General features: G+C 56.1%; 35 protein-coding genes, 1 tRNA gene and 1 pseudogene. 8 read left to right on the top strand and 29 right to left on the bottom strand.

Annotation, left to right across the window (positions count from 1 at the left end; translation table 11 throughout):
- Window positions 1-37: 37 nt before the first annotated feature.
- Both HMPREF1144_RS09855 and tesA read right to left on the bottom strand, forming a co-directional pair.
- Complete coding sequence (locus tag HMPREF1144_RS09855; RefSeq protein ID WP_161505845.1) at window positions 38-847, bottom strand: SDR family oxidoreductase; 810 nt, start codon at window positions 845-847, stop codon at window positions 38-40.
- Window positions 837-1,460 carry a multifunctional acyl-CoA thioesterase I/protease I/lysophospholipase L1 gene (gene tesA, locus HMPREF1144_RS09850; RefSeq protein ID WP_014228230.1) on the bottom strand — a complete coding sequence of 208 codons (624 nt, stop codon included), beginning with the start codon at window positions 1,458-1,460 and terminating at the stop codon, window positions 837-839. Before tesA ends, HMPREF1144_RS09855 begins: the two co-directional genes overlap by 11 nt.
- Between tesA and ybbA the strand changes: the two genes are divergently transcribed.
- A complete protein-coding gene (gene ybbA / locus HMPREF1144_RS09845) occupies window positions 1,431-2,117 on the top strand; it encodes a putative ABC transporter ATP-binding protein YbbA (protein ID WP_004099723.1) in 687 nt (228 codons plus the stop codon). The genes tesA and ybbA overlap by 30 nt on opposite strands.
- On the top strand, window positions 2,114-4,531 hold the full coding sequence (gene ybbP / locus HMPREF1144_RS09840; protein ID WP_009652667.1) for a putative ABC transporter permease subunit YbbP: 2,418 nt from the start codon (window positions 2,114-2,116) through the stop codon (window positions 4,529-4,531). Before ybbA ends, ybbP begins: the two co-directional genes overlap by 4 nt.
- Window positions 4,532-4,694: 163 nt before the next feature.
- On the opposite strand, the gene HMPREF1144_RS09835 is transcribed toward ybbP, so the two are convergent.
- On the bottom strand, window positions 4,695-5,000 hold the full coding sequence (locus HMPREF1144_RS09835; RefSeq protein ID WP_004848418.1) for a monooxygenase: 306 nt from the start codon (window positions 4,998-5,000) through the stop codon (window positions 4,695-4,697).
- 209 nt (window positions 5,001-5,209) lie between these two features.
- Between HMPREF1144_RS09835 and HMPREF1144_RS09830 the strand changes: the two genes are divergently transcribed.
- Window positions 5,210-6,355, top strand: coding sequence for a porin (locus tag HMPREF1144_RS09830; protein WP_004130005.1), 1,146 nt, complete (start codon window positions 5,210-5,212; stop codon window positions 6,353-6,355).
- A gap of 117 nt (window positions 6,356-6,472) precedes the next feature.
- Here HMPREF1144_RS09830 and mnmH read toward each other — a convergent pair whose 3' ends face one another.
- The 6 genes from mnmH to ppiB form a co-directional block, all read right to left on the bottom strand.
- Window positions 6,473-7,552, bottom strand: a complete 1,080-nt coding sequence (gene mnmH / locus HMPREF1144_RS09825) for a tRNA 2-selenouridine(34) synthase MnmH (protein ID WP_009652610.1) — start codon at window positions 7,550-7,552, stop codon at window positions 6,473-6,475.
- Between the two features lie 205 nt (window positions 7,553-7,757).
- Window positions 7,758-8,825: a 5-(carboxyamino)imidazole ribonucleotide synthase gene (purK, locus tag HMPREF1144_RS09820; protein WP_004848423.1), complete on the bottom strand. Its 1,068-nt coding sequence runs from the start codon at window positions 8,823-8,825 to the stop codon at window positions 7,758-7,760.
- The gene (purE, locus tag HMPREF1144_RS09815) at window positions 8,822-9,331 is read right to left on the bottom strand and encodes a 5-(carboxyamino)imidazole ribonucleotide mutase (RefSeq protein ID WP_004848424.1); all 510 of its coding nucleotides are present in this window, start codon (window positions 9,329-9,331) and stop codon (window positions 8,822-8,824) included. Before purE ends, purK begins: the two co-directional genes overlap by 4 nt.
- 105 nt (window positions 9,332-9,436) lie before the next feature.
- The gene (locus HMPREF1144_RS09810; RefSeq protein WP_004848426.1) at window positions 9,437-9,757 is read right to left on the bottom strand and encodes a hypothetical protein; all 321 of its coding nucleotides are present in this window, start codon (window positions 9,755-9,757) and stop codon (window positions 9,437-9,439) included.
- A 106-nt stretch (window positions 9,758-9,863) separates the two neighbouring features.
- Window positions 9,864-10,586: a UDP-2,3-diacylglucosamine diphosphatase gene (lpxH, locus tag HMPREF1144_RS09805; protein WP_009652637.1), complete on the bottom strand. Its 723-nt coding sequence runs from the start codon at window positions 10,584-10,586 to the stop codon at window positions 9,864-9,866.
- Window positions 10,587-10,589: 3 nt separating this feature from the next.
- The gene (gene ppiB / locus HMPREF1144_RS09800) at window positions 10,590-11,084 is read right to left on the bottom strand and encodes a peptidylprolyl isomerase B (RefSeq protein ID WP_004099775.1); all 495 of its coding nucleotides are present in this window, start codon (window positions 11,082-11,084) and stop codon (window positions 10,590-10,592) included.
- 173 nt (window positions 11,085-11,257) lie between these two features.
- Here ppiB and cysS point away from each other — a divergent pair, with 173 nt between their 5' ends.
- Window positions 11,258-12,643 carry a cysteine--tRNA ligase gene (cysS, locus tag HMPREF1144_RS09795; protein WP_009652634.1) on the top strand — a complete coding sequence of 462 codons (1,386 nt, stop codon included), beginning with the start codon at window positions 11,258-11,260 and terminating at the stop codon, window positions 12,641-12,643.
- Window positions 12,644-12,782: 139 nt separating this feature from the next.
- On the opposite strand, the gene ybcJ is transcribed toward cysS, so the two are convergent.
- Both ybcJ and folD read right to left on the bottom strand, forming a co-directional pair.
- Window positions 12,783-12,995 carry a ribosome-associated protein YbcJ gene (gene ybcJ / locus HMPREF1144_RS09790; protein ID WP_004099787.1) on the bottom strand — a complete coding sequence of 71 codons (213 nt, stop codon included), beginning with the start codon at window positions 12,993-12,995 and terminating at the stop codon, window positions 12,783-12,785.
- Between the two features lies 1 nt (window position 12,996).
- Window positions 12,997-13,863 (bottom strand): bifunctional methylenetetrahydrofolate dehydrogenase/methenyltetrahydrofolate cyclohydrolase FolD, encoded by an 867-nt coding sequence (gene folD / locus HMPREF1144_RS09785; protein WP_004137856.1) that lies wholly within the window; start codon window positions 13,861-13,863, stop codon window positions 12,997-12,999.
- Window positions 13,864-14,203: 340 nt separating this feature from the next.
- Between folD and HMPREF1144_RS09780 the strand changes: the two genes are divergently transcribed.
- Window positions 14,204-14,280, top strand: a tRNA-Arg gene (locus tag HMPREF1144_RS09780).
- A 15-nt stretch (window positions 14,281-14,295) separates the two neighbouring features.
- On the opposite strand, the gene HMPREF1144_RS09775 is transcribed toward HMPREF1144_RS09780, so the two are convergent.
- The 14 genes from HMPREF1144_RS09775 to HMPREF1144_RS33250 all read right to left on the bottom strand — a co-directional run bounded on the left by HMPREF1144_RS09775 (window position 14,296) and on the right by HMPREF1144_RS33250 (window position 20,184).
- On the bottom strand, window positions 14,296-15,435 hold the full coding sequence (locus HMPREF1144_RS09775; RefSeq protein WP_227500433.1) for a tyrosine-type recombinase/integrase: 1,140 nt from the start codon (window positions 15,433-15,435) through the stop codon (window positions 14,296-14,298).
- Complete coding sequence (locus HMPREF1144_RS33575) at window positions 15,336-15,671, bottom strand: helix-turn-helix domain-containing protein (protein ID WP_227500431.1); 336 nt, start codon at window positions 15,669-15,671, stop codon at window positions 15,336-15,338. Before HMPREF1144_RS33575 ends, HMPREF1144_RS09775 begins: the two co-directional genes overlap by 100 nt.
- 1 nt (window position 15,672) lies before the next feature.
- Window positions 15,673-15,891 (bottom strand): TraR/DksA family transcriptional regulator, encoded by a 219-nt coding sequence (locus HMPREF1144_RS32920; protein WP_009652670.1) that lies wholly within the window; start codon window positions 15,889-15,891, stop codon window positions 15,673-15,675.
- Complete coding sequence (locus HMPREF1144_RS09765; RefSeq protein WP_009652627.1) at window positions 15,888-16,499, bottom strand: hypothetical protein; 612 nt, start codon at window positions 16,497-16,499, stop codon at window positions 15,888-15,890. Before HMPREF1144_RS09765 ends, HMPREF1144_RS32920 begins: the two co-directional genes overlap by 4 nt.
- On the bottom strand, window positions 16,496-16,717 hold the full coding sequence (locus HMPREF1144_RS09760; protein ID WP_009652600.1) for a hypothetical protein: 222 nt from the start codon (window positions 16,715-16,717) through the stop codon (window positions 16,496-16,498). Before HMPREF1144_RS09760 ends, HMPREF1144_RS09765 begins: the two co-directional genes overlap by 4 nt.
- The gene (locus HMPREF1144_RS09755; RefSeq protein WP_009652606.1) at window positions 16,714-17,373 is read right to left on the bottom strand and encodes an MT-A70 family methyltransferase; all 660 of its coding nucleotides are present in this window, start codon (window positions 17,371-17,373) and stop codon (window positions 16,714-16,716) included. Before HMPREF1144_RS09755 ends, HMPREF1144_RS09760 begins: the two co-directional genes overlap by 4 nt.
- Window positions 17,370-17,528: a DUF1317 family protein gene (locus tag HMPREF1144_RS31240; protein ID WP_009652677.1), complete on the bottom strand. Its 159-nt coding sequence runs from the start codon at window positions 17,526-17,528 to the stop codon at window positions 17,370-17,372. The genes HMPREF1144_RS09755 and HMPREF1144_RS31240 overlap by 4 nt, the downstream gene beginning before the upstream one ends.
- On the bottom strand, window positions 17,525-17,815 hold the full coding sequence (locus HMPREF1144_RS09750) for a hypothetical protein (protein WP_009652612.1): 291 nt from the start codon (window positions 17,813-17,815) through the stop codon (window positions 17,525-17,527). The genes HMPREF1144_RS31240 and HMPREF1144_RS09750 overlap by 4 nt, the downstream gene beginning before the upstream one ends.
- Window positions 17,799-18,452, bottom strand: coding sequence for an ERF family protein (locus tag HMPREF1144_RS09745; protein ID WP_009652641.1), 654 nt, complete (start codon window positions 18,450-18,452; stop codon window positions 17,799-17,801). The genes HMPREF1144_RS09750 and HMPREF1144_RS09745 overlap by 17 nt, the downstream gene beginning before the upstream one ends.
- Window positions 18,449-18,607, bottom strand: a complete 159-nt coding sequence (locus HMPREF1144_RS33255; RefSeq protein WP_009652675.1) for a hypothetical protein — start codon at window positions 18,605-18,607, stop codon at window positions 18,449-18,451. The genes HMPREF1144_RS09745 and HMPREF1144_RS33255 overlap by 4 nt, the downstream gene beginning before the upstream one ends.
- A complete protein-coding gene (locus HMPREF1144_RS09740; protein WP_012542637.1) occupies window positions 18,604-18,774 on the bottom strand; it encodes a hypothetical protein in 171 nt (56 codons plus the stop codon). Before HMPREF1144_RS09740 ends, HMPREF1144_RS33255 begins: the two co-directional genes overlap by 4 nt.
- Before the next feature lie 34 nt (window positions 18,775-18,808).
- On the bottom strand, window positions 18,809-19,780 hold the full coding sequence (locus tag HMPREF1144_RS09735; RefSeq protein ID WP_042927420.1) for a hypothetical protein: 972 nt from the start codon (window positions 19,778-19,780) through the stop codon (window positions 18,809-18,811).
- A gap of 79 nt (window positions 19,781-19,859) precedes the next feature.
- Window positions 19,860-20,066 carry a phage encoded cell division inhibitor protein gene (locus tag HMPREF1144_RS09730; RefSeq protein WP_008807814.1) on the bottom strand — a complete coding sequence of 69 codons (207 nt, stop codon included), beginning with the start codon at window positions 20,064-20,066 and terminating at the stop codon, window positions 19,860-19,862.
- Window positions 20,059-20,184 carry a hypothetical protein gene (locus HMPREF1144_RS33250; RefSeq protein ID WP_009652632.1) on the bottom strand — a complete coding sequence of 42 codons (126 nt, stop codon included), beginning with the start codon at window positions 20,182-20,184 and terminating at the stop codon, window positions 20,059-20,061. Before HMPREF1144_RS33250 ends, HMPREF1144_RS09730 begins: the two co-directional genes overlap by 8 nt.
- 327 nt (window positions 20,185-20,511) lie before the next feature.
- Here HMPREF1144_RS33250 and HMPREF1144_RS09725 point away from each other — a divergent pair, with 327 nt between their 5' ends.
- The gene (locus tag HMPREF1144_RS09725) at window positions 20,512-20,718 is read left to right on the top strand and encodes a hypothetical protein (protein ID WP_176678792.1); all 207 of its coding nucleotides are present in this window, start codon (window positions 20,512-20,514) and stop codon (window positions 20,716-20,718) included.
- 21 nt (window positions 20,719-20,739) lie between these two features.
- Here HMPREF1144_RS09725 and HMPREF1144_RS09720 read toward each other — a convergent pair whose 3' ends face one another.
- From HMPREF1144_RS09720 to HMPREF1144_RS33565, 4 genes and pseudogenes are all read right to left on the bottom strand, one after another.
- Window positions 20,740-21,042 (bottom strand): hypothetical protein, encoded by a 303-nt coding sequence (locus tag HMPREF1144_RS09720; RefSeq protein ID WP_227500430.1) that lies wholly within the window; start codon window positions 21,040-21,042, stop codon window positions 20,740-20,742.
- Window positions 21,042-21,485: a hypothetical protein gene (locus HMPREF1144_RS09715; RefSeq protein WP_032422233.1), complete on the bottom strand. Its 444-nt coding sequence runs from the start codon at window positions 21,483-21,485 to the stop codon at window positions 21,042-21,044. The genes HMPREF1144_RS09720 and HMPREF1144_RS09715 overlap by 1 nt, the downstream gene beginning before the upstream one ends.
- A gap of 20 nt (window positions 21,486-21,505) precedes the next feature.
- A complete protein-coding gene (locus tag HMPREF1144_RS33570; protein ID WP_264648149.1) occupies window positions 21,506-21,991 on the bottom strand; it encodes a helix-turn-helix transcriptional regulator in 486 nt (161 codons plus the stop codon).
- Window positions 21,992-22,021: 30 nt separating this feature from the next.
- Window positions 22,022-22,195, bottom strand: a pseudogene (locus tag HMPREF1144_RS33565) (helix-turn-helix transcriptional regulator); the annotation flags it as partial.
- Window positions 22,196-22,299: 104 nt separating this feature from the next.
- Between HMPREF1144_RS33565 and HMPREF1144_RS09705 the strand changes: the two are divergent.
- Together HMPREF1144_RS09705 and HMPREF1144_RS09700 are read left to right on the top strand one after the other, a co-directional pair.
- A complete protein-coding gene (locus HMPREF1144_RS09705) occupies window positions 22,300-22,533 on the top strand; it encodes a transcriptional regulator (RefSeq protein WP_004178811.1) in 234 nt (77 codons plus the stop codon).
- A 40-nt stretch (window positions 22,534-22,573) separates the two neighbouring features.
- A complete protein-coding gene (locus tag HMPREF1144_RS09700; protein WP_001548453.1) occupies window positions 22,574-22,795 on the top strand; it encodes a CII family transcriptional regulator in 222 nt (73 codons plus the stop codon).
- The last annotated feature ends 107 nt before the right edge of the window (window positions 22,796-22,902 follow it).

Raw genomic sequence — 22,902 nt, 5'->3', positions numbered from 1 at the left:
TGTATAGATATATGGGGGCGACGGCAGGCGCTTCAACTTAGCCCTGGATAATTTTGTCCATCGCGCGGGTCGGCAGCAGGCGTTTCAGCAGGGCGACCGCATGCGCCACCAGAGTGACCGGGTAGCGCAGCTTCGGTTTATCGCTGACAAAAGCATGGCGCACTTTTTCCACCACCGCTTCCGGCCCGAGAGTAAAGCGGGCGGCGATGCCGGGGTTTTCCACCGGCTTATCGGCCTGGGTCTGGTTGACGTTGTTGGTGAAGCGGGTGTGGATCGGGCCCGGCTCAATCAGGATGACCTTAATTCCGCTGTGGCGCAGCTCCATGCGCAGCGCGTCGGACCAGGCTTCCAGCGCGAATTTGCTGGCGGCATAGGCGCCGCGGCCGGGGCTGGAGATAATTCCCATCACCGATGAGGTCATCACAATACGCCCTTCGCCGTGCGGCTCCATTGCCGGAAGCAGCAGCATCGTTAGCTGATGGGCGCCGAAAAAGTTGGCGGAAAACTGCTGCTCCATCTGCCGGCGGCTGATGGTCGGCAGCGGGCCGTAGACGCCGTAGCCTGCGTTGTTAAACAGGCCGTACAGGCGGTTGTCGGTCAGGGCAATCACCTCGGCGGCGGCGCGTTCAACGCTCTGCGGATCGTCAAGATCCAGCAACACACCGGTCAGCCCCAGCTCCTGCATCCGTGCGACATCTTCCGCTTTGCGGCAGGCGGCCAGCACGTTAAAGCCCTGGCGCTTTAAATCAAGGGCGCTTTCAAGACCAATTCCGCTGGAACATCCTGTAACTAAAACCGATTTTTGCATAACTTTACCTGCAAATGACTCGCTGTTATCAGGAGTCATGATTAACTAAGGGAGCCAAACGCGTCGCCATCCAGTCGGCGATAAACGGCTGGGCGTCGCGATTAGGGTGAATTCCATCGTCCTGCATCCACTGCGGTTTCAGATAAACCTCTTCCATAAAAAAGGGCAGCAGAGGAATATCAAACTCTTTGGCCAGTGCCGGATAAATTGCGCTAAAGGCTTCATTATAACGGCGGCCATAGTTGGCGGGCAGGCGAATTTGCATCAGCAGCGGCTGGGCGTTCGCCGCTTTGATATGCTCAATAATGGTACGCAGCGTCTGCTCCGTCTGCTGCGGCGGGAAACCGCGCAGCCCGTCGTTACCGCCCAGCTCTACCAGCACCCAGCGCGGCTGATGCTGCTTAAGCAGGGCCGGCAGCCTTGCCAGCCCCTGCTGCGAGGTATCGCCGCTGATGCTGGCGTTGACCACCGGCGTTTTGGTCTGCCACTTATCGTTAAGCAGCGCAGGCCAGGCGGTATTTCCCGCCATGCGATAACCGGCGCTCAGACTGTCGCCGAGAACCAACAGCGTGTCGGCCGCCATCGCGCGGCAGGTAAACAGGACCAGAAACAGGAAAGGCAAATGCCAGCGGAAAACATACTTGAAGTTCATCATCTTAAGAAATCCGTCGGTCAGGGTGAGCATCAGCTTTCCATCCTTACCGGAGTTGAGCTGGTTGTCAAACAGGGGCAGACCATCGCCCTGATTGGCGAGTCGGGGTCCGGTAAATCGACGCTGCTGGCGATCCTCGCCGGGCTGGACGACGGCAGCAGCGGGGAGGTTTCGCTGCTCGGACAACCGCTGCACCAGATGGACGAAGAGGCGCGGGCGAAGCTGCGCGCTAAGCACGTCGGCTTTGTGTTTCAATCTTTTATGCTGATCCCCACCCTCAATGCGCTGGAAAACGTTGAGCTTCCGGCGCTGCTGCGCGGCGAAAGCGACAGCCAGAGCCGCGGCAGCGCCCGGGCGCTGCTGGAGCAACTGGGGCTGGGCAAACGCCTGCATCACCTGCCGGTACAACTCTCCGGCGGCGAGCAGCAGCGGGTCGCGCTGGCGCGCGCATTTAACGGCCGCCCGGAGCTGTTGTTCGCCGATGAACCCACCGGCAACCTCGACCGTCACACTGGGGATAAAATCGCCGACCTGCTGTTCTCGCTGAACCGCGAGCACGGCACCACGCTGATCCTCGTCACCCACGACCCGCTGCTGGCGGCGCGCTGCGACCGACGGCTGCGGCTGGTGGATGGCCAGCTGCGGGAGGAAGCATGATCGCCCGCTGGTTCTGGCGCGAATGGCGTTCGCCGTCGCTGCTGATCGTCTGGCTGGCGCTGAGCCTGGCGGTGGCCTGCGTGCTGGCGCTGGGCTCGATAAGCGACCGCATGGAGAAAGGACTCAGCCAGCAGAGCCGGGAATTTATGGCCGGCGACCGCACGCTGCGCAGCTCGCGCGAAGTCCCGGGCGCTTGGATTGACGAAGCGCGTCGCCTTGGCTTAACCGTCGGCGAACAGCTGAGCTTCGCCACTATGACGTTTTCCGGCGATACGCCGCAGCTGGCGGACGTCAAAGCGGTTGACGACACCTATCCGCTATATGGTCAGCTGCAGACCCAGCCGCCGGGGCTGAAGCCGCACGCCGGCACGGTGCTGCTGGCGCCGCGATTAATGGCGCTGCTGAATCTGAAAACCGGCGACACCATCGACGTGGGCGACGCCACGCTGCGCATCGCCGGCGAGGTGATTCAGGAGCCGGATGCCGGATTTAACCCCTTCCAGATGGCGCCGCGGCTGATGATGAATACCGCAGACGTGGCGAAGACCGGCGCGGTGCAGCCCGGGAGCCGCGTCTCCTGGCGCTATAAGTATGCCGGAACCCCGCAGCAGCTGGCGGACTACGAAAAGTGGCTGCTGCCGAAGCTGGGGCCTGAACACCGCTGGATCGGCCTGGAGCAGGACGACAGCGCGCTGGGTAAATCGCTGGAGCGCTCGCAGCAGTTTTTGCTGCTGTCGGCGCTGTTAACGCTGCTGCTGGCGGTCGCCGCGGTGGCGGTGGCGATGAGCCACTACTGCCGCAGTCGTTACGATCTGGTGGCGATCCTCAAAACCCTCGGCGCCGGGCGGGCGCAGCTGCGCAGGTTGATTGTCGGCCAGTGGCTGATGCTGCTGGCGCTGGCGGTGGTCGCCGGCGGGGCGATGGGCGTCGGGCTGGAGCATATTCTGCTGCTGATGCTTAAGCCGGTGCTCCCGGCGGCGCTGCCGGCGGCGAGCGGCTGGCCGTGGCTGTGGGCGATCGGCGCGATGGTGGTGATTTCCCTGCTGGTCGGGCTGCGACCCTATCGACTGCTGCTGGCGACGCTGCCGCTGCGGGTGCTGCGCCAGGATGTCGTCGCTAACGTCTGGCCGCTCAAGTTCTATGTTCCCGTGGTGTGCGCGGTAGTGGTGGCGCTGCTGGCACTGCTGATGGGCGGCAGCCCTCTGCTATGGGCGGTGCTGGCGGGCGCCGTGGTGCTGGCGCTGGTGTGCGGCCTGGCGGGATGGGGCGTTCTGTGGCTGCTGAAGCGTTTGACGTTAAAAGCGCTGCCGCTGCGCCTGGCGGTGAACCGTCTGCTGCGCCAGCCATGGTCTACCCTGAGCCAGCTGGCGGCCTTTTCGCTGTCGTTTATGCTGCTGGCCCTGCTGCTGGTGCTGCGCGGCGATCTGCTTGATCGCTGGCAGCAGCAGCTGCCGCCGGAAAGTCCTAACTATTTCCTGATTAACATTGCGCCGGAGCAGGTGGTGCCGGTGAAAACCTTCCTCGCCGAACATCAGACCCGCGCCACCGAGTTCTACCCCATCGTGCGCGCCCGCCTGACGCAAATTAACGGTCAGGTGACGGAGGGCAATAAAGATGAAGCCCTGAACCGGGAGCTTAACCTCACCTGGAGCCGCGAGCGTCCGGATCATAATCCGCTGGTTGCCGGTAGCTGGCCGCCGAAGGCGGGCGAGGTGTCGATTGAAGAGGGGCTGGCGCAGCGTCTGGGCGTCAAGCTCGGCGATAGCGTGACCTTTACCGGGGATACTCAGGACTTTAGCGCGAAGGTGTCCAGCGTGCGTAAAGTCGACTGGGAGAGCCTGCGGCCGAACTTCTTCTTTATCTTCCCGCAGGGGGCGCTCGACGGCCAGCCGCAAAGCTGGCTGACCAGCTTCCGCTGGGATAACGGCAACGGGATGCTCACGCAGCTCAACCGCGAATTCCCCACCGTCAGCCTGCTGGATATCGGCGCGATTTTGCAGCAGATTGGCCAGGTGCTGACCCAGGTAAGCCGCGCGCTTGAGGTGATGGTGATTCTGGTCACTGCCTGCGGCGTTTTGCTGCTGCTGGCGCAGGTACAGGTCGGGATGCGTCAGCGTTATCAGGAGCTGGTGGTCTGGCGCACGCTGGGGGCCGGGAAGTCTCTGCTGCGCACCACGCTGTGGGCGGAGTTCGCGCTGCTGGGCGTGGTGTCCGGCGTCGTGGCGGCGATTGGCGCTGAGGTGGCGCTGGCGCTGCTGCAAAGCAAAATCTTTGACTTCCCGTGGTCTCCGGACTGGCGGCTGTGGGTAATGCTGCCGCTCTGCGGGGCGATACTGCTGTCGCTGTGCGGCGGCTGGCTGGGGCTGCGTTTGCTGAAAGGGAAGGCGCTGTTCCGCCAGTTTAGTCAGGGATAGGGTTAGCTATGTTGCCCGGGTAAGGCGTTAGCCGCGACCCGGGGTTTTCACCCGGCTCGCGCTGCGCTTAGCCGGGCTACCGTTTCACCGCTGTCTGCGGGAAAGTAGCCCGGGTAAGGCGTCAGCCGCAACCCGGGGGACTCGGTACGGATGCCAGGGGCTATTACACATGACCGTGGTTCAAGACGGTGAGCGGCTCGTTGACGTCGAAGATTTTGCAGATAACGTCAGCCACGCCGAGAGATTTCAGACGCGCGGTGTGCTTGTTGAGATAAGCGAGCGCGGTTTCTTCATTCGCAAAAAGATAGATCCCGCCCGCCTCCTGATTTTTTTCGCTTTCCGTCCAGACCTTCCAGATAAACCCCGGCTCCTGATTGATGGACTCGGCCAGCTCCACGAGCTGACGGGACATCTCGCTGCCGAAGGGACCGTTAAAGGCAAAGTGCAGCTGCAGTAGTTTTTTCGACATACTTCCTCCATGGATGATGTTTGCGCGGTAATAGACCATTTTAATGACATGGCGATGAAAAGATAACCACAGTTTTTTTAACGGCACAAAATGGTAAGTCACTGATTTTTAACCGCACGAAACATTAAAAACTCAACAACACGCCATACTCAATCGCAGTTAATATTCAACTGGCAAATATAAGGTTGCTTATTAATCAAGGAAAAAGTATGGCACATAAAATAAAAGCGCTGGCGATAACGATCGGCGCAGCTCTGGCGTTAACCTCTTTTGCATCCCAGGCGGAAATTACGCTTTTAAAACAAGATCCGCAGGCGGGCGATCCGTTAAGCCGGCTTAATTTCACCGTCGGCGGGAGTATCCGTCCCCAGTTCAACATGATGTCCGGCGACGGAGACAAAGGCTCTTATAAACGTAACGGTTTTGACGGCGGCACCCGTTTCCGCTTCGCCGCCGACTACTATCTGTTCGATGATATTAGCTGGATCAGCTACTACGAACTGGGCGTCAATATTCCGGCGCTTTTCGACTGGGATAACCACTACGCCGAAGGCGCGAATAACACCAGCCGCCGTATGCTCTATACCGGCCTGAAAAGCGATACCTGGGGGACGTTAACCTACGGTCAGCAGAACAGCGTTTATTACGACGTGGTCGGGGTAAAAACCGATATCTGGGATTACGACATGATAGGCCAGGCGCCGGGTAACGGCATCAACGGCGACTACGATGGCTCCTATCGCTCACGCAATATGCTGAAATATAAGAAAACCGTTGGCGATGTCGATCTTTACGCCTCTTATCTGTTTGAGGACAGCGAATATCTGCCGGGCAACGGCCTGCGCTACAAGCGTAAAGGCGGCGGCTCCATCGGCGCCGATTACCACATCATGAAGGATTTGACCTGGGGCGCAGCGTGGAACTATACCCGCGCCGATATGCGTAACCCCTCCAGTTCAGACAGTAAATCATACGATCAGAATATCGTCGGTACCGCGCTAAGCTGGACGCCGGATAACTGGACCTTCTCCTTCGGCGGCGGCTGGTATCAGAACTTCCTGACCACCAAAAAAACCGATGTTCATAACTATTTCGCGGGCGATGCCTGGGGTATTGAGTACTTTGCCGGTTATAAATTCCCGATTGGTCAGTATGCGGTAAAATCTATTCAGCCGTACTTTATGGGCGACCGCCTGCAGTACGTGAACGGCCGCAACTATCAGCGGATCGATAACGGCGTCGGCGTGAGCTTCCAGCTGGATTATGGTTTCCGCGTTGACTATGAACACGTCTTCACGTCGAGCACCGACAACCTGGGCGATATGAACCTGGTGCGTCTGCGCTACGACTTCTAAGCGCTGACACTTCCCCGGTGGCGCTGCGCTTACCGGGGCTACAGGTTCACTGCCGTCTGCGGACCCGTAGCCCGGCTAAGGCGTTTACGCCGCAAGCCGGGACAGGAGAGGATGTGATTACTCCGCCAGCCAGGCGGCGACGTCCTGCCAGCTGCCGCGAAAAATAATCTTCTCCGCTTTTTTGCCGAGCTGGTAGCGGTACATCGGATCGTAATACTCGTTCAGCAGGGGAACCAGCCAGCTGAAGTGGGCTTCGGTGCTGGTGGTTCGCTGCTGCTCAAGCAGGGCTTCATCAAGCCGGGCGGTGAGCTGGGCAAAACGCTGTAACCCGAGGCGGCGGCGGATTGCGAACAGACCATGATGCAGATATTCGCTATACGCCTGCCAGCCTTGCTCTTCGCCGTAGGCCGCCAGGAAGTCATGATGCATGCGCGCAAAATACTCTTCGCGCAGCCGTTCAAGACGGACAGCGAACGGATCTTCCACCACCGCCAGCGGCGACTGCGCCATGCGAAGGCGCATGCACTCCGGCAGATGATTGGCGCCAATCATATGCCCCTCATCCTCCAGCACCCAGCGCGTCTGCCGCTCTGACTTTTTGAGCATTACCACTGCCAGGTGATTTTCAAAGGTAGCCTGCTGATGCTGCTCCTGGAGGGTACGGCCAAATGAAGAGCCACGATGATGGGCGAGCCCTTCGAGATCGATACCGTCCGGTTGAGCGCAGACCAGCTGGGTTTTACCGTTACCGGTACAGCCGCCGATCAGCACGATAGGGCGCTGCACCAGCTCTTCGGTAAGCTGTATCGCCGCCTGGCGCAGCGCTTTGTAGCCGCCGACGATCAGCGGATAATCCACGCCCGCTTCCTTCAGCCACTGCTGGACGATATGCGAACGCTGGCCGCCGCGAGCGCAGCACAGGTAGCCCTCGGGATAGCGCGCGCAGGCCTCTTTCCAGGCGGCGAGGCGGCGGGCGCGAATCTCGCCGTTGACCAGCTGATGGCCCAGCGCGAGGGCGGCGTCCGGCCCCTGACGCTTATAGCAGGTGCCGACGGCGGCGCGCTCGTCATCGTTCATCAGCGGCAGGTTGATCGCCGTGGGCATGGCGCTTTGCCTGAATTCAACCGGGGCGCGTACGTCAATCAGCGGCGTATCGCTGGCGAGAATCTGCCGAATATTCTGTGGTACTAATTCCATCATTTAAACCGTTAAGCCATCCAGACGCGTCACGCGACGCGATAATTCTTCTATTGTACGCGGTGAGCGGCAGGCTGAATTGATTTTTCACGGTGTATCGCTGAATAGCGTCAGGAATGGCTGGGTTTAAGCATCCGTGGGGCTGGCAAGTTGGATAGCCCGGCTAAGGCGCAGCGCGCCGCAAGCCGGGATAAAAGAGAAAGGATTACGCCAGCTGCGCCTGCGCCCAGAAGATACCGCTGGCGTATTCCGGCGGCAGCAGCGGCTTCAGCGCTTCCAGCGTCGCGCTCAGACGGTCGGTATCGCTGTCGGTCAGGTTCAGGTGCCCGACTTTACGACCCGGACGCACCTCTTTGTCGTACCAGTGCAGATGCACCAGCGGCAGCTTCAGCCAGTCATAGTTCAGAGCGGTACCGATCAGGTTGATCATCACCGACGGGCTGTTTACCACCGGCGGCGGCAGCGGCAGATCGGTAATCGCCCGCAGATGCAGCTCAAACTGGCTGATGGACGCGCCGTTCTGCGTCCAGTGGCCGCTATTGTGCACGCGCGGCGCCAGTTCGTTAATCAGCAGACCATCAGCGGTGACAAAACACTCCATCGCCATCACGCCAACGTAGCCCAGCTCATGCATGATCGCCGACAGCATCTGCTCCGCCTGCGCCTGCTGGCGGGCGTTGGCCTGCGGAAAGGCGACGCTGGCGCGTAAAATACCGTCCTGATGCAGGTTGCGGGTCAGCGGATAGAAGACCGTGCTGCCGTCCCGGGCGCGTGCGCCGACCAGCGAGACTTCGGCGGAGAAGTTAATCCCCTGCTCAACGATACACTCGCCGTAGTTATCATCCGGCAGCTGCGCGGTTTCATTTTCCCGCAAACGCCACTGGCCGCGGCCATCGTAGCCGCCGACGCGGCGCTTAACGATAGCCAGCTCGCCGAGGCGGGCGAAGACCGCAGGCCATTCGCTTTTATCCGCCAGAAGCTGCCACGGCGCGGTGGCGAGCGCCAGCTTATCGAACAGCTGCTTTTGCGTCAGGCGGTCGGCGATTATCGGGAAAACGTCGCGGTTAACGAAGGCGGAATGACGCGCCAGCTCGCGGGTCAACGCGGTTTCCGGCCAGCGTTCAATCTCTGCGGTAATCACGCTTTGCTGTACCGGCACCGCTTCCGGGTCGGCTTCCAGACCGACCGGCCAGACCGCAATACCCAGCGGCTCGCCGGCCTGGCGCAGCATCCGGCCTAGCTGGCCGTTGCCGAGAACGCAAACCTGCTTCATGCCGCACCCCGCGGATCCGGGTTATCCAGCACTTCATCGGTTTGCGCCTGACGCCAGGCGCTGAGGCGCTGGTGCAGTTCCGCATCGTGCTGGGCGAGGATCTGCGCCGCCAGCAGTGCGGCGTTGGCGGCCCCGGCTTTGCCGATGGCCAGCGTACCCACCGGGATGCCGCGCGGCATCTGGACGATGGAGTAGAGGCTGTCTACGCCGCTCAGCGCCGCGCTCTGAACCGGCACGCCTAACACCGGCACCAGCGTTTTCGCCGCAATCATGCCCGGCAGATGCGCCGCGCCGCCGGCACCCGCAATAATCACCTGAAAACCGTTTTCTTCCGCGCCTTCGGCGAAGCTGAACAGTTTATCTGGCGTGCGGTGGGCGGAGACCACTTCGACATGGTACGGAACGTTCAGGGCATCAAGGATTTCTGCGGTAAACTGCATGGTAGCCCAGTCGCTTTTGGACCCCATCACGATGGCGATACGCGCCGAATTATTGCGGGAAGACATGCGTCTTAAAACTCCTGTGGGTGTGTTGCACACTGCTTTAGAGGCCACAGAGAATAGCATGAACTTCCGGCAAGGAAAACGGTTGCGTGCGCATGGCTAGCCGTCTTATGTATCGTCGTTACTGGATGAAACTCGTCGGTTATGAGCGGCGGTCGCGCTGGCGAAAAAGGTAAAAATCAGCACCAGCCCCCAGGGCAGCATAAGAATACTCATAATCAGCATGTATACCTGCACAAAGCGCTCATCGTGCGGTCGCGTACAGAGCAGATAAATCGCGTAAAAATAGAGGAACCATAATAAAACCGCGAACCAGACTACGCTCAGCGTTCCAAAATAGGTAAACGCCAGGCCAAAAAAGCTGGCCATAATCGGGCCGATGACGGCGATGACCATTCCCCAAATCAGGGGCTGACTCCATTTTTGCATGCTCGTTCCTTGAGAGAGGTTTGCTGGAAAATTAACCTGGCGGGAGCAAGGAAAGACAGCAATTCAGTTGCCTGAGGGGATTTTTCAGAATAGTGCTTGCAGGCTATCAGAAAGGGAAATGAATCAGCTCGACGTCTTCTGGCGTGACTTTGACCATGGAACCTTCGCTGTGCCATGCGCCGAGCACCACCCGATACGCGGTTTTGCCGTTGGCTTCCAGGGAATGGACGGCAGGGCGGTGCGTATGCCCGTGAATCAGCCACTGGACGCGATGTTTCTCCATGACGTCAACGACCGCCTGGGGGGTCACATCCATAATTTCCATCGACTTGCTGCTGTTGGCCGCTTTGCTGTCGGCGCGCATTCTGGCGGCGATACGGCGGCGGATAAACAGCGGCAGGGCCAGAAACAGGCGCTGGATCCAGGGATTGTGGACTTTCGCGCGAAACGCCAGATAGCCCGCGTCGTCGGTGCAGAGGGTGTCGCCGTGCATAATCAGCACTTTGCGTCCGTAGAGGTCGAGAAGCTTCTCTTCCGGCAGCAGGGTCATGGCGCTTTCGCGGGCAAAGCGCTGACCGACGAGAAAATCGCGGTTGCCGTGGAGAAAGTAGCAGGGGACGCCGGACTCGGCTAACGCTTTGAGCGCAGAGGCAATTTGCCGATGCAGCGGGTTCGGATCGTCATCGCCGATCCAGGCTTCAAACAGGTCGCCGAGGATATACAGGGCGTCCGCCTGGCGGGCTTCCCCCTGTAAAAAACGCAGAAAACCGGCGGTAATCGCCGGTTCTTCCGTTTGCAGATGCAAATCCGCAATAAAAAGCGTCGCCACGAATTATTCGCTAACGGTGACGCTTTTGATCACAACATCTTCTTTCGGCACATCCTGATGCATGCCGCTGCGGCCGGTGGCGACCGCTTTGATTTTGTCGACCACGTCCATACCCTCAACGACCTCTGCGAATACGCAGTAGCCCCAACCCTGCAGGCTTTCGCCGGAGAAGTTCAGGAAGTCGTTATCGGCGACGTTGATGAAGAACTGCGCGGTGGCGGAGTGGGGCGCCTGAGTACGGGCCATCGCCAGGGTGCCGCGGGTGTTTTTCAGACCGTTGTTCGCTTCGTTCTGAATAGGAGATTTGGTGGTTTTCTGATTCATGCCCGGCTCAAAACCGCCGCCCTGAATCATAAAGCCGTTGATTACACGGTGGAAAATAGTGTTGTCGTAGAAACCTTCACGACAGTAGTCCAGGAAGTTTTTAACTGTTTCCGGCGCTTTGTCGTCAAACGTCTTGATTACGATATCGCCATGATTGGTGTGGAAAGTAACCATTTTTGCATCCTGTTCCGATGATTGTGGTGCCTGCACCCGGTGTCGGGTGAGATATAGGGGGCTGTTATAGCATAACCGCGAGGTTGGATCACCTTGCAATGTGTGCTGCTTCGGGGTTGAATTAAGGTTAGAATACGCGACTTATATCCACACACGTCTACACGGAATCTTCGATGTTAAAAATTTTTAATACACTGACGCGCCAAAAAGAAGAATTTAAACCTATCCATGCCGGGGAAGTTGGCATGTACGTGTGTGGTATTACCGTTTACGACCTCTGTCACATCGGCCATGGCCGTACCTTCGTCTCCTTCGACGTGGTTGCGCGCTATCTGCGTTTTTTAGGCTACAAGCTAAAGTATGTGCGCAACATCACCGACATTGACGACAAAATCATCAAGCGTGCCAATGAAAACGGCGAAAGCTTTGTTGCGCTGGTAGACCGCATGATTGCCGAGATGCACAAAGACTTCGACGCGTTGAATATCCTGCGCCCGGATATGGAGCCGCGAGCGACTCATCACATTGCGGAAATTATTGAGATTACCGAGCAGCTGATCGCTAAAGGCCACGCGTATGTTGCTGACAACGGCGACGTCATGTTCGATGTGCCGACCGATCCGAACTACGGCCAGCTGTCGCGTCAGGATCTCGACCAGCTGCAGGCCGGCGCGCGCGTTGATGTCGTTGACGTCAAGCATAACCCGATGGACTTTGTGCTGTGGAAAATGTCGAAAGAGGGCGAGCCAAGCTGGCCGTCGCCGTGGGGCGCGGGCCGTCCAGGCTGGCACATTGAGTGTTCAGCGATGAACTGCAAGCAGCTGGGCAACCATTTTGATATTCACGGCGGTGGTTCGGATCTGATGTTCCCGCACCATGAAAACGAAATCGCCCAGTCCACCTGCGCCCACGACGGCGAGTACGTGAACTACTGGATGCACTCCGGGATGGTGATGGTTGACCGCGAGAAGATGTCAAAATCGCTGGGCAACTTCTTTACCGTGCGCGACGTCCTGAAGTTCTATGACGCGGAAACCATTCGCTACTTCCTGATGTCCGGCCACTATCGCAGCCAGCTGAACTACAGCGAAGAGAACTTAAAACAGGCGCGTTCCGCGCTGGAGCGTCTGTATACCGCGCTGCGCGGAACCGATAAAAACGCAGAGCCGGCCGGCGGCGAAGCGTTTGAAGCGCGCTTCATTGAAGCGATGGACGACGATTTTAATACGCCGGAGGCTTATTCCGTGCTGTTTGATATGGCGCGTGAGGTTAACCGCCTGAAAACCGAAGATGCCGCCGCGGCCAACGCGATGGCGGCGCATATGCGCAAACTCTCTTCGGTGCTGGGGCTGCTCGAACAGGAGCCAGATGCGTTCCTGCAGAGCGGCGCGCAGGCGGACGACGGGGAAGTGGCGGAAATCGAGTCTTTAATCCAGCAGCGTCTGGACGCGCGTAAAGCGAAAGACTGGGCGGCGGCGGATGCCGCGCGTGACCGTCTTAACGAGATGGGGATCGTGCTGGAAGATGGGCCGCAGGGTACCACCTGGCGCCGGAAGTAGTCTCATTCTCTCTTTTTGCCGGGGTTATCCCCGGCATTTTTTTTGCCCATACCCAGATCAGTACACCCGACGCTGACCGTCGTGTTTAATGTCCTGGATGGGGATAACGTTAAGGCGCCAGTTGCGGCGCCTGAACGTTTTACTCGGTGACGGTAACGCTCTGACCTTCAAAGCTGACCGTTTGGCCGGCGACGATTTTACAGCGTTTGCGGGTTTCGACCGCGCCGTCGACTTTGACCAGACCATCGGCAATGGCGATTTTCGCCTGCGCGCCGCTTTCGCTCCAGCCTTCCAGCTTAAGCAGGTCGCAAAGCTCAACGTGCGGGTGTTTGCCTAAAGAAAAATTCGCCATCTCAGGCCTCCTGAATATCGTGATATTCTTCGCACGCCTGCAGCGTGTTCTGAATAAGGGTGGCTACGGTCATCGGGCCGACGCCGCCGGGAACCGGCGTGATGTACGACGCGCGCGCGGCGGCATCTTCATAGACCACATCGCCAACCACTTTGCCGTTTTCCAGGCGGTTAATCCCGACATCGATCACGATCGCGCCTTCTTTAATCCATTCGCCCGGAATAAAGCCCGGTTTACCGACAGCCACGATCAGCAGGTCGGCGTTTTCGACGTGATGACGCAGGTTTTTGGTAAAACGGTGGGTGACGGTGGTGGTGCAGCCTGCCAGCAGCAGCTCCATGCTCATCGGGCGGCCAACGATGTTAGAAGCGCCAATGACTACCGCGTTCAGGCCGTAGGTATCGATATTGTAACGCTCAAGCAGCGTGACGATCCCTCGCGGGGTGCACGGACGCAGGCGCGGCGCGCGCTGGCACAGACGACCCACGTTATACGGGTGGAAGCCGTCAACGTCTTTGTCCGGCGAAATGCGCTCGAGGACTTTGACATTATCAATGCCGGCGGGAAGCGGCAGCTGAACCAGGATGCCATCAATAGCCTCATCGGCATTCAGCGTGTCGATAAGTTCCAGCAGCTCCGCTTCGCTGGTGGTTTCCGGGAGATCGTACGAGCGGGAGACGAAGCCTACCTCTTCACACGCTTTGCGCTTGCTGCCGACATAAATCTGCGATGCCGGGTTGCTGCCGACCAGCACGACGGCCAACCCTGGGGCACGAAATCCGGCCGCAACGCGCGCCTTCACTTTTTCCGCAACCTCAGAGCGTACCTGCTGCGCAATCGTTTTACCGTCAATAATTTTTGCTGCCATCAGAGAGAGGATTCCATCTGTATCTTTACGAAAGGGGGATGGCGATATTTTGTCAGAAGCCAGCCCCGCTGTCAGTCTTCGTTTAAGATTTTATCTTGCTTTGACGCTGCGGCGGCTGAAAAATGGGCCTGACCGCGCTGCGAATGGCGCAAAAAGGAGCCCGGGAGCCGAAGAAAAGTTAACGTGCAGAAACATAAACCTGGATAAACTTTATACTGCTTTTGCGGCATAAGCCGCCAGCCTGCACGGGCAAGCGCAGTTTCGCGGCAAAATACATTGACTCATCAGGCGTGGACCGTATAATTCCGGCGATTGCACATCATGAAGCTTGCTTCTCAATGCGCCCTTAGCTCAGCTGGATAGAGCAACGGCCTTCTAAGCCGTAGGTCACAGGTTCGAACCCTGTAGGGCGTACCATTAAGAAACAATAACTTACGCCAGTTTTAAACCAGCCTGATTTCCTCCTTGTGTCGTATTTGTGTCGCTAGCGCCAAAAATGGCGTCAATTTTTCGTGCGTGCTCGGTCAAATGGTTTGGCGCCAGGTGAGCATATCGGCGCACCATCTCGATGCTCTCCCATCCGCCCATTTCCTGCAAAACAGAAAGCGGGACGCCGGACTGAATCAGCCAGCTAGCCCAGGTATGCCGGAGGTCGTGAAAACGGAAATCCTCTATCCCCGCTTTTTTCAGTCCGGCGCGCCAGGCGTTATTGTCATCCACCCGCATTTTTCTCACCGCGGGCGTCAGCGTTCCGTCAGGGCGATGTTTTGCCGTGGTATGAACGAATACCCACCGGGAGTGTTTCCCTATCTGATCCCTTAATACCCTGCATGCGGTATCATTCAGAGCTACGCCAATCGCCTTGCCCGCTTTTGCGTTCTCCGGATTTACCCATGCAACCTTTCTCTGCATATCGACCTGCTGCCACTCAAGCCCGATGATGTTTGAGCGGCGCAGGCCGGTTGCCAGTGCAAATATCACCACTGGCTTAATGCTCTCCGGCATGCACTCGATCAACCGCTCAGCTTCCTCTCTGGTCAGCCACCGTATCCGTTTACTGATCGGCTTACGGGTTTTGATAACTGGTGCCGTTTTTATCCAGCCCCAGTCATTCGCCGCGGCCCTGAGCAGGGATCGAATGAAGGAAAGGTGTTGTGCCTTCGTCGCCTGAGAAACCTGCCGTGGTTTGTACTCCGGAACCGGCTTACCCTTACGCAACGCGGCATCGCGTTTACTCTCCCACACCTGCAGGTGCTTACGGTTGATCATCCCGTTAACGGCTTCGTGAATTTCCTCCACCGTTATTTTCGAGACATCCCGGCCGGAAAAATGCTGCAGCCAAAACTCTATTTTGGTTTTGTCATCATCCAGCGACCGCTTATGGTCTTTCTCCCGCAGCCACCGGATACAGCATTCTTCGAAGGTTTTAACAGGCAGCTCGCCGATCTGGTCAACCCGCCACGCCTCTGCCTTTAGCTTGTCGTGGAGCTCCTGCGCCTGCTTTTTGTCCCCCGTACCAAGAGATCGCCTAACTCTTTTCCCTGACGGCGTAAAGAAATGACAGTGCCACATGCCGCCTCTGAGGGTGATGGACATAAAATATCTCCTTTATGCTCACCCGCGTTCGCTCGTTTAGTTTCCTGCGGGGATGACAAATACGCAATACATGCCGCTTCGGTCGTTCTGTACTTGTTGCCGACCTTGCGGCCGGCGAGTTCTCCTGACTCAATCAGGCGGTAGATTACCCTCGCCGACACGATGAGTAAGTCGGCGGCCTGCTGAGCTGTTATCGGTTTATCTGACGCCATATCACCTCCGATGCCTACCGCGCAATTCATCTTCCTCCTGGCAATCAGCGCAGCGCTGACAGCCCGCCACCGCCTCCCTGCGCTGTTCTGGTATCTCTTCCCCGCAATCGCAGCAGTGAGTAGCCGAAACTGCGTTATGGTTGATGCGCATGTTCTGGATGGTCATTTCCAGCCGGCGCTCTGCCAGCTCGTTGGCCTGATCGATGATTTCTGCGCTCATGCGGCACGCTCCGCCAAAATTTCAGCTTTCTGTTCATCGTCGAGCATGTCATCCGATACTATGGCAACACGGTCACTACCGCTCCACGATACTGGCAAGCTTTCCTTGATGGCCTTATTCAGTGCATCGGCAGCATCACGCACTGCCTGAGGTAGACAGTAATAATCATCGCCTTCGGGCATGATTTCTTCGCAGTGCTGCTCTAAGTCGAACTCTGGAGGGTAATTAGGTTCGCAGATCAGGAGTTTCAATTCGCTTGGAAGAAGTGAGTGCTCCCAGCAGTAATCAGCCAAAGATTCAGCATCGAAAAAATATTGGTCATCATCAAAGATAACCAGCGGCTCGCCAGCCCAAACCACGCGTTCCAACTTTTCAAATGCAGCCTGACGGCTTATGCGGTGGCATTCTTCGCAATAGCCATTAATGACGTGAATAGGGTGTTCGTCAGGGAAGCTCTTGCATTTACGGTGCGTTGCACCACACCAGCGAGCCATATGCTCGTCATTACCCCAAAAGCGACCGTCACGCGCCACCCAGCCCGTTAACGTCTGGATGCTGGCTGCTTCATCACTGTCCATCATCACGATTTTTTCAGTTTTCATGTTCATGATTCCACTCCATACCGCCCATTCATGCGGCCAATAACACTGACAAATTTCACCAGGCTGACACCCATCGGCTTTACCTTCTCGTAGTGCTTACGAAGGATGGGGGGGAATACAGCGTTCCACTTCGGTTTAGGCTTTACGCTCATCGCTTTGGTTATCTCTTCTGCGCAGCGACGAGCCTGGGCGCGGAGAGCGTTTTCTTTTTCCTCTTGCGTCATGCTGCCTCCGCCTTCACTACGTCAATGGCGCATCCGGGGATCAGCTCAACGGAAGCGGCGGCGCACTGGTTGCCCCAGTGACTCCAGCCTTTCGCTGCGCTGCGACTGAACAGCTCAATCCGCGGCACGTCGCCGTAGAGCAGCTCCAGGCGGTGGCGAACTTCCCACGGTTTCTCGCTGTGCGCGCCGAGCGGGCTATATACCACTTGCTTAATGCCGGCGTGCTTGCGCTCCAGCCCAGCGCCGCGGGTGGCGATCAGCACGTCTTCGGTATTGGCGCGGGTATGGTTGCCGCCATTCATGCGCGTCTCGGCGTTCAGCAGGTCGAGGAAGTCGTAAAAGTCGGTGACGTCACCCTCAGCCAGAGCCTTGTTAATGCGCAGCTCGGCCAGTTGATTCAACTTCACCCAGGTAAAGCCCTTCATCGTGCGCACTGTAAAGCCCCAGGCCTCGGCAAGTTCGATTGCCTCCTGGTTATGCGTTCCGGTGTACCACATCGCCAGCACCGCGTTTTCGGCAGCAACTTCCCATACTGGCAGGCGCTTCAGGTCGATGAGTCGCATCGTCGAGTAGTGGTCCGCAGCGGCGCCGTTGCTGATTGTGTTCCCATAAGCCCAGGGCGGATCGGCATAAATCAGAGAGTATTTTTCGCTCATGCCATCACCTTCTTACTGTTCATCAGCTCAGCCAGGCGCTGAGCCTTTAATGGGTTTTTGATAACGTCGCCGCTTGGGGCGATCCATCCCCGGCGATTGATGGAATAGGGAAGAGTGATACTTCCTACGGTGATTCCGTCGTGGTGATGTTTCATTTTTCCTCCCGAGGGATTCGATAAATTTCCCCACCAATTAGCCCGTCACCCCATTTCTCTACAAAGAGGTAGGGAATTACCTGCTCAAGTTCAGGCGCTGAAATGAATACCTCGCGCATTTCAAGAGCCGGCGCCCATCCTTCGTAATAAGGATCGTGATAGTTGAGAGTTATTCCGGCTGTATGACCAAGAGCACCCTTTGCTGTCTGCCAGCGGTGAAACGCTGTGATGTTGTTACGCGCGTCCTTGCGCAGGATGGACAGGATTGATTCAGCTGTTACTTTCATGGCTGCCACCACTTGCGGCTTGTTTCAGCTCTCTCAGGCGGATGCCGGTAACGTCCCTGCACTTCGTCTGATGCTCAGGGAAGCCATGAAGGCCGTTCCATGCTTTCCCGTAGTTATCCTGGAGGGCCTTCGGATCGTTCTCTGAGCCTGCGTAAGCAGTGAAATCAGCGAGAATCTGATCTGCGTCGGCGGGCCTTACCTGGTGAGCCTCATAGTCAGGGTCCACCGTCGTCTCTTCTGTAGGGATGCAGAACGCCTGAAAGGCCGCATATTTGTACGCAATCGACATGGCCTTGTTCGTTGCTTTATCGCCGCTGTCCATCGCCTCGCCGTAGGTGACGACGGTATGAATGCTGCCGTCCTCCGTGCTGACAAAGTCGAACTCTGCCCGGACGGTCACATAAAACAACGCCCCACCATTTTTGCTGGTTCGCTCACAGCATGACCGCTCAGTACACCGTGGGAGGATCAGCAACTTGTGCTTAACCAGAGCAGGGGCCAGAGCGTTGTAAACGTCATCAATCCCACGGAATGCGTAGTTGACCTGGCTTCCCTGTTTTCTGGCCTTGCTGATACCTTTCTCTGCCAGCTCACCGGCTACCGAGCTGATGGCCGCATAAACTTTTTTCTCCGTCATTGAAAATTCCCCGCAAATTCATCCCAGCTGATCACCGGGTTCTGCCGTTCCGCAGAAAGGTTTACTGGTTCTTCATCGTCGAAATCACGTTCGCCAATTGCATCGCTCATCAGCTGAATGAATTTTTCGTCATCCCATTTTTCCGCCGCGCTCATGCCGCTTTCTCCCGATGAGTAATGACGTAGCCATGCTCCGCCAGACATTCGATCACCACGTCCCAATCCAGTTGCATGAGGACTTCACGACTATTAACCGTCCCCGACAGCACAACGTCTTCCAGCTCGACAGTTAACGTGTTATGCGGGCCTACAGATGTGCGCATGTCTGTGCATTCACATTTGATGTTCATAAGCACCTCAGTAGCTGATCCCGGTATGTGGGATATTTCCGTCTTTAATCGCAATCAGGACTTCAATAGCCTGATCGCGGGTGAGGCTGGTATTGGCCAGCAAAGCCTTGACGATTTCAGTCCCCACAAACTTGCGGTGCTTAACGTCGGCTTCGCGGCGAGCCTGCTCATCTGCTTTGCGCTTCTCCTCAGCCAGGCGGGCTTGTTCGCGTTGCTCTGCCTCGCGGCGGATGCGATCGGCTTCTTCCTGTGCTTTGCGCCGCTCGGCTTCAACTGCGGCCTTTTTTTCAGCCTCTGCTTTCTGCTCGGCTGCAATGCGATCTCGCTCTGCCTGCTCAGCTTGTGCTTTCAACACAGCTTCACGATGCGCCGCCTCTTCACGTTCACGCTGTGCGCGCTGCTCAACTTCGCGGGCTGCTGCGGCGGCTGCCATTCGCTTAATTTCCTCTTCATGGGCAATGCGCTGGCGCTCAGCCTCAGCTGCTTTATCTGCCTGCTCACGGTCGAAAGCGTCATTCATCAGCAGAGCCATTTCGTGGTCAGACTCAATCCGAGCTGCCAGCTGCCGATCGAAGTCTTCATTCATGGCCAGCGCTTCGGCATGCAGTGCGTTCATGGCTTCTTCTGCCTTAATGCGTTCCTGCTCGGCTTCCCATTCAGTCAGTGGGCGACGTGTTGCATCGCGCAGCTCGTCACATGCGTCAACGAACCGCTTAATTTCCGCCTCAGCAGGGCGCACAGCCTCTTTAAGACGTTTCAGGTACTCGCGCCCCGGCTTCTCGATTGCCGTCTTGCTGCGTGATACCTGCGCCGCCAGAGAAGCGACACGGTCACGACCTTTCTTGGTGGTCAGGTCCGGAACCTCGTTCACGGCCTGGCGAATCTGCTCCAGGTAAGCGTCAAGACCGCCAGCCCGGTACAGGGCAGGCGCCTGTTCTGGTTTTATTTCGATGACGGTTAAATCCATTATTTCGCTCATGGTTTCCCCTGAAATTTGGTTGTAAGAATCCCGGCACCGTAATGGCTGCCTGATAGCTCAGCTAAATTCTTCGTTTCGATTACCGGCTGAGACCTTGTCCCAACCCGTTCAGATAAACTTCAACCAGCAAGTCGGTTGTGTAAGTCCGCTCAATCCCGCGATGCAGGTACAGGCGGCCGCGTTTATTTGCTGATGCTGTCCAGGTGCTTTCCCGATGCTTAACCAGCATCCCTGGCAGAACGGCGCCGCGGTTAACGGTCTGTGTCCCGTAATGATGACTAACCATTGAACACCCCCGTAACGTGCAGAATTTTGATAATCAACGCTGTCCAGATGACGCCGCAGATCAGCAGGCAGTAAATCAGTGAACGAATGCCTTGTTTGCTCATTTTCCACCCCAGCATGAGAAGCTAAAAAACAGGACAGCAACCAAAAACGGAACGACCTTTAACCAAAAATTACGCCATGCAGGCTTGTCTTCTTCGCGGATCATCTCTTCACCTTTGCCTTATCGCGGCTAACGGAGCGTTGTTACCTATTACCGGCGCCAACGTTGTTGTTTGGATGAGTTAATTTAAAACCATAGTTGTTTTGCAGTCAACAACAATAGTTGTTTAAATGGCTATTATAGTTTTATTTGGTTGTTTTTATTGGTTATTTATTTTTGTAAAGCGTGCTGTTATGCTCAAAAAAACATCAGATAGGGCAAGATTATGGGGCTAGGTATGGATATGGAGCGGGATGAGTTACTGGAAGACCGTGCAGCGTTTATCGCTGGCGAAATCGGCGGGGCTGTCGTTGAGCTGATAATCGACGGTGCGACAATTGACCGTGACGCTATTGTCGAACGGCTGGAGGCAAAGCGACGCTCTGTAGGCAATGTCATTCACAAGGGGTTGCTGCGTGATGCGGCGGAGTTCGCAAGGAAGGGGCATTAAAAACCCGGATCGGTGGCCGGGTTATTTAATGAAATATTTAGAAAAAACAGCTAGTAACACGGTTATCACTATAGCTGTAATGATTTTCCATGTTTGAGCATTCAACTCCTTATGTAGCTCTGTCTTTACTGACTGAATATCTTCCTTGGAAGCTAGCTTGTCTTTGATGATTGCAACATCGGTTACAAGGGTTGCGACTTTGTTTTCAAGTTCTTTCACTCTCTGAAGCATATCGTCTCCTCCGCCCCCTCCATCATCATTATTATGTGGTTGAGGGATTCGTTCTTCATCTTCAGGCCTCAGCTTGTACATCCTTGCTGTCACTATTGATCCCTCAACGTTGTTTTAACGATTACTATAGAGCAAGTCTTTTCATCAACCAAATGCTGCCTGCTTTGTTCATCTATTTCAAATAACTCCAAAGTTATGTCATATGTACCTGGGGTTGTAGGCTTAACTCCTTTTAGATGCAACTGAGTTCCAACAAGGAGACTGTTCTCATCAGGTTTTGTGAACATAAAATTTTGCGAATGATTTTCGTCATTGTTTGCGTTCGAGTCTAAAACTGAATCACCGTTATGCTTAACGTCAAGGGTAGTTACATACTCTTTTGATGAATCTAGGAAAACAGCCATAGTTATATAAAAAGACAAGGGAGAATCAAAGCTACCTACTGTTATAAGTGGCGTTGGAGCCATATAGGCTGTTATGGCAAGCCCCGCCTGGACTAGCGTGGGATAGAGGATAAGAATTTTTTCTTCAATCATGAACTGCACTCCTTGCTGTATCAACCGTGTTTACGGTAAGTCTGCGGCATACTGCCAATCACCTTGCCGAACACGAACACCCGGTTCATCTCGTCTTTCTCGATCGGGTCCCATGGCGTATAAATCTTGTTGTCTGAGATAACCAGCAGCTTGTCTTTCATCTTCTGCAGGCGCTTAACATGTGCCGTATCGTCGTACAGGAACGCGTAAATACCGTCGCCGTCAAAGCTCTTAACGCTGATGTCCACGAACAGCAGATCGCCAGGCTCAATCGTGCCAGACATGCTATCGCCGCGGACGTTGATAATCCTGATGTTCTCGGCCTTGCGACCATCGAACATGTGGCGAGCCTCTGCCGGTGCATATTCAACGGAGTGGAGAATCTCGACGAACTCCTGGTTCACAATGCCCGGGCCCGCACTGACGGCCAAATCCAAAATGTCGACCCTGAATACATCCTGGTTTGTGCGTGATGGATTTTTATCACTTTCACGATCAGCACTCATGGCGCCAGTTCCTGAGGAAAGCCACTCAGGTCTAACCCTTAAAGCGTTAGCTATATCGAGCAATTTTGTGGTCTGAGCAGCCCTTCCAGTTTCAATCTTCTGGATCGCAGCCTGGCTGACCCCGACAGCCTCGCCCAGAGCCTTCTGGGTCATGTCTGCCGCCTTTCTGGCTTCTCTTAATCGTTCTGCAAGTGTCGTTTTCATCTTCTCAATTTACAACCATGGTTTTATAGCGGCAAACGAAAATGGTTGTTGACTAAATACAACTAAGGTTTTATTCTTTGTTTGTATTTACTACGGAGGTTGTCATGAACCCAACCATTAAAACCGCAATCAATATTGTCGGCTCTCAGAAAAAGCTTGGTGAAGCCTGCGATGTTTCACAGCAGGCGGTTTACAAGTGGCTCCACAACAAGGCAAAGGTTTCGCCTGAACATGTAAACAGCATCGTAAATGCAACTAATGGGGAGGTTCAGGCGCATCAAATTAGACCAGACCTTCCAAAGCTATTCCCTTCGCCGAAGGGCGTTCCGGCCGCCTAACTGGCGGCCATTCCTAATAACACCAGAGGAAGTATCACAAATGGAGAGTTCAACGACACGCAACAAAGTGGAGGCTCGCAGGATAGAAAGCTGGTTACACAGCCAGATAGCTGAACTGGGAACCACGAATATCGCCAAAGTGGCCGGAGTGAATAAGTCGACGGTAAGTCGCTGGCGGGAAAGTCTGCTACCGAACATGTCGCTGCTGCTGGCCATCCTGATTTCTAACAGGCCGGGAGAGAAAGGTGATTTTGAAGCATGAGTGGGAACAGAAAGGCGAAAGCCGCAGTGCGGTAACACTAACGGCTTTCAGGTGCAAAAACGAAGAGGTAATTGCGAGGTAATTATGCCTGGTAAATCTGTAAGAGT

The sequence above is a fragment of the Klebsiella sp. OBRC7 genome, assembly GCF_000293135.1.
GTDB lineage: Bacteria > Pseudomonadota > Gammaproteobacteria > Enterobacterales > Enterobacteriaceae > Klebsiella > Klebsiella michiganensis.
Note: the sequence above shows the minus strand (reverse complement) of the source record. Positions and strands in the feature narration are given on the sequence as shown.